This is a genomic window from Magnetococcales bacterium (genome assembly GCA_015231175.1).
GTDB lineage: Bacteria > Pseudomonadota > Magnetococcia > Magnetococcales > DC0425bin3 > HA3dbin3.
The window spans coordinates 1-4,966 of record JADGBZ010000060.1 but is presented as its reverse complement, the minus strand read 5'-3'; the positions used below and the strand labels follow the sequence as shown (position 1 = coordinate 4,966).

Sequence of the window (4,966 nt, the reverse complement as noted above, 5' to 3'; positions counted from 1 at the left end):
CCGAACCAGAAACTCTGGAAGAGTGGGGGGATCGTGTGTTGGATGCGGTAACCCTGAAAGAGATATTTTCCTGACATCATGCTGTCGCACCTGTTGTATCAAATCTTGAAAGAATCGGATCATCATCGTGAACAAGGGTCTGCGGTACATTATCTGCTATGATGTGGCCCATGATCGACGGCGACGGCGTCTGTCCATCTGTCTGGATGGTTTTGGCGACCGGGTGCAGGAGAGCGTTTTTGAGGCTGTCCTCGATCGCCTGCTCTTTGACAAAATGATATCGGCCATCAAAGCCATCATCTCCGCCAAACAGGATTCTGTGCTGATTTATCCTCTCTGCACGCCCTGTGCTGGCAAGGTGCAGCGCATCGGTGTGCCCGGGCCTGTCCCCGGCGAGGAGAAGGTCTTCGTCGTCTGACGCATGGGAAGAGGAACCTTTGCCGTAACCTCCAGAGGCATTTTTTTCGCGGGGGGTTACGGACGGGCGTAAGTGTCTGAAAGAACGTTGATCGATCATCATCACGCAAACCTTTTATGAAAAATCAGGGTTGCATCGTGGCACACCTTGCCAAGGTTACGAAAAACGTGCGAAAATCCCCCCCGCCTTCAACAGGTAGGAGGTGACGCTCACGCAGTAATCGCCCCGCTTTTAAGGGGATTGAGACGTGATCCTGCCGGCCCTGGTGGCCAGACATTTCTGCACACGCAGTAATCGCCCCGCTTTTAAGGGGATTGAGACTCCTGTCCGGGTGCTCCCCATACGCCGCGATAGACGCTGCCACGCAGTAATCGCCCCGCTTTTAAGGGGATTGAGACTATTTTTTTCGCCCATCCCATCGACTCCTATTTCTTTCACGCAGTAATCGCCCCGCTTTTAAGGGGATTGAGACCCGGATGCCCCGAGTATCGGTGCAATCCGGACAAATCCACGCAGTAATCGCCCCGCTTTTAAGGGGATTGAGACTGTATACTCATCTTCTTCCTCCTCTTATATCCCCCGGTCACGCAGTAATCGCCCCGCTTTTAAGGGGATTGAGACAGGATGGCAGAGAAGCTTCGGTTCGCGAGTAGAAGGCACGCAGTAATCGCCCCGCTTTTAAGGGGATTGAGACTTTCCTTCCTCCTTTTGTCTCGCCCGGTCCTCACCATGCACGCAGTAATCGCCCCGCTTTTAAGGGGATTGAGACATCTCGCAAGCCCGCTGGAAATGCAAGCCCGCTGGAGAGCCACGCAGTAATCGCCCCGCTTTTAAGGGGATTGAGACGCCATGTCGGGGTTGCCTGTATACTCACCCCAGAGCACGCCACGCAGTAATCGCCCCGCTTTTAAGGGGATTGAGACGACACCATCGCCGATCTCAGCACCAGCGCCGATGATGCACGCAGTAATCGCCCCGCTTTTAAGGGGATTGAGACCAGCAAAAATGCGCGGCAAAATTTCGGAGTAAAATTGTCACGCAGTAATCGCCCCGCTTTTAAGGGGATTGAGACGGAAACGCAAGCCCGCTGGAAACGCAAGCCCGCTGGAAACACGCAGTAATCGCCCCGCTTTTAAGGGGATTGAGACCCAGTCTCCGCGCAGCTTTCGCCGCGTCATCTATGTCTCACGCAGTAATCGCCCCGCTTTTAAGGGGATTGAGACTGTACAGTGTCCGGTACTGTCCAAATAGAAGCCGGCTTTCACACGCAGTAATCGCCCCGCTTTTAAGGGGATTGAGACGGGGAGCGTGCCTTCTCCCCGCATCTCCCGGGCATCGCACGCAGTAATCGCCCCGCTTTTAAGGGGATTGAGACACATGGTCAGGATCAGCGTGGGCTGATACAGGCATTACAACACGCAGTAATCGCCCCGCTTTTAAGGGGATTGAGACGATCAAATACGTTCACACGCGCCAGCAGTGGGACGGTGCCACGCAGTAATCGCCCCGCTTTTAAGGGGATTGAGACGAGTCGGCGGTACAGCCCGCCAGGATGTTGACGTGCGGTCACGCAGTAATCGCCCCGCTTTTAAGGGGATTGAGACATTTTTGCCGGATCAGGCTTTGCGGCCACCCCGTTTGACACGCAGTAATCGCCCCGCTTTTAAGGGGATTGAGACTTCTTTTGCCCGGTCACGTCGTGGACCGTGATGTGACCACGCAGTAATCGCCCCGCTTTTAAGGGGATTGAGACAATGGACTCCATTGTGTCATCCATCGTTCCCGAAACGGTACACGCAGTAATCGCCCCGCTTTTAAGGGGATTGAGACACATGAGTCGGGATGCACACCGTAGCACGCGATGGATGCTCACGCAGTAATCGCCCCGCTTTTAAGGGGATTGAGACTTGCTCTTCACGAGCCTGTTCAAACTGCGCCTGCCGATCAGCACGCAGTAATCGCCCCGCTTTTAAGGGGATTGAGACGCTATTGCAAACAATTTTTGTCTGTATGCCCTAAGTTTGTCACGCAGTAATCGCCCCGCTTTTAAGGGGATTGAGACCAGAAATCCGGCAGCACACCAAGAAGGTGATACTTACACACGCAGTAATCGCCCCGCTTTTAAGGGGATTGAGACCAGGGTATTGCATTAGTGATGCGTGGCAGGTTGAAGGTCACGCAGTAATCGCCCCGCTTTTAAGGGGATTGAGACGCCGTTTCTCCAACGAACTGGGTCAACGCCGCACGATGCCACGCAGTAATCGCCCCGCTTTTAAGGGGATTGAGACCAGAAGTCAGGAACGCATCCCAGAAGGTGATATTTGCATCCACGCAGTAATCGCCCCGCTTTTAAGGGGATTGAGACGCGATGGTGATGGATGCATGGTGGGTCATGATCATACACGCAGTAATCGCCCCGCTTTTAAGGGGATTGAGACCATCATCCGGCTTCCCGCCGAATGACTCCAACACAACCCACGCAGTAATCGCCCCGCTTTTAAGGGGATTGAGACTAGGGTCACTGATCCCGACAACAACTGTTGCAGCCACACACGCAGTAATCGCCCCGCTTTTAAGGGGATTGAGACTAGCAGTAGCTTCGATGGTGACACCATCGCCGATCGACACGCAGTAATCGCCCCGCTTTTAAGGGGATTGAGACATGAGCCTATCCAGATTTGGCCTGCCCGGCTTTTCAGCCAGCACGCAGTAATCGCCCCGCTTTTAAGGGGATTGAGACTCGACCAGGCCGAGGACTATGCTCCAAAAGAGAAGAGACCACGCAGTAATCGCCCCGCTTTTAAGGGGATTGAGACCTAGAGTTACGGATGGTGGACCATGATCCTCGACCAGGCACACGCAGTAATCGCCCCGCTTTTAAGGGGATTGAGACCCGCCGCCACCTGGTGTAGCGGCCGTGCATCCGGATGTGCCACGCAGTAATCGCCCCGCTTTTAAGGGGATTGAGACATCACATGCACCTCAGCCCCATCTTTATTTTTTCCGGATCACGCAGTAATCGCCCCGCTTTTAAGGGGATTGAGACGAGTCCGCAAATTGGACCAGGGAACACACGGACTACTCACACGCAGTAATCGCCCCGCTTTTAAGGGGATTGAGACTGTCACAGCCCTGACATGACATGCTGCCCTGCCGGGCACGCAGTAATCGCCCCGCTTTTAAGGGGATTGAGACATCGAGATAATGCCCGCTTTCCAGATTTGCATTTTTCTTCACGCAGTAATCGCCCCGCTTTTAAGGGGATTGAGACATGATCGCAGCTTTCCAGATTTTCATTTTCTTTCTCCCCACGCAGTAATCGCCCCGCTTTTAAGGGGATTGAGACTCCGGATGCTCCCCGTATGCGGCGACTGATATGTCGCGGTCACGCAGTAATCGCCCCGCTTTTAAGGGGATTGAGACCAGTAGGGCTGCCCAGGAATGCCTGGCCTTCGTCGGCGCACGCAGTAATCGCCCCGCTTTTAAGGGGATTGAGACCCTCGGGCTTTCGCCTCTTCGGCAGCCCATTCTTTCGTCCACGCAGTAATCGCCCCGCTTTTAAGGGGATTGAGACACACCCGTCGAGTCTGACGTGCAGCCTCCCAAGATATCCCACGCAGTAATCGCCCCGCTTTTAAGGGGATTGAGACCCGCCGATGACATCCATATCACGGCAGGCCATCTCGCCCGCACGCAGTAATCGCCCCGCTTTTAAGGGGATTGAGACGGACCAGTGCGCCGGACCGTGTTTTGTTCGTCCCCAACACGCAGTAATCGCCCCGCTTTTAAGGGGATTGAGACTGTTTGACGAATCTTCGTATGTTAAGTCGCATACATCCACGCAGTAATCGCCCCGCTTTTAAGGGGATTGAGACTACGTAAATGGCCACAACTTACAAAAAAGCATTCTTAGCCACGCAGTAATCGCCCCGCTTTTAAGGGGATTGAGACTTATCATTGAGACCGGTCGCAGATCAAATCTCCGCGAAACACGCAGTAATCGCCCCGCTTTTAAGGGGATTGAGACTTTATAGCCCTGACAGGACTTTCTGGCCGTCTGGGCTCACGCAGTAATCGCCCCGCTTTTAAGGGGATTGAGACAAGGCTTGACTTTCCAGCCCCGTTTCCTCCTGCCAGCACACGCAGTAATCGCCCCGCTTTTAAGGGGATTGAGACCTGAAACTCTGAAGGTGCGGCTGAAATCGCCGTTTTTCACGCAGTAATCGCCCCGCTTTTAAGGGGATTGAGACGTTTGGATGGAAATTTGGGTTTATGAGCCAGCAATTCAACCACGCAGTAATCGCCCCGCTTTTAAGGGGATTGAGACGGTTTTGCTGCGATTCCGTTCGACTCGGCGGTGCATCCCGCCACGCAGTAATCGCCCCGCTTTTAAGGGGATTGAGACGGTGGAAAAACAATAGTTTCGGTATTCTTTTCCATCTTTTCACGCAGTAATCGCCCCGCTTTTAAGGGGATTGAGACGGAGCCGATTCTCGGTGGTGCCCGACATTGACCTAATTGCCTGATGTGGCGTAAATTTTCTCTGAC

1 protein-coding gene and 1 CRISPR repeat array are annotated in these 4,966 nt (G+C 53.9%); the gene reads left to right on the top strand.

All coding sequences use genetic code 11. The features are described 5' to 3' along the window. Positions 1-127: 127 nt before the first annotated feature. On the top strand, positions 128-418 hold the full coding sequence (cas2, locus tag HQL63_11880) for a CRISPR-associated endonuclease Cas2 (protein MBF0177527.1): 291 nt from the start codon (positions 128-130) through the stop codon (positions 416-418). A 210-nt stretch (positions 419-628) separates the two neighbouring features. Continuing rightward, positions 629-4,900: direct repeats of the CRISPR family, unit length 37 nt; unit sequence CACGCAGTAATCGCCCCGCTTTTAAGGGGATTGAGAC. Positions 4,901-4,966 lie beyond the last annotated feature (66 nt).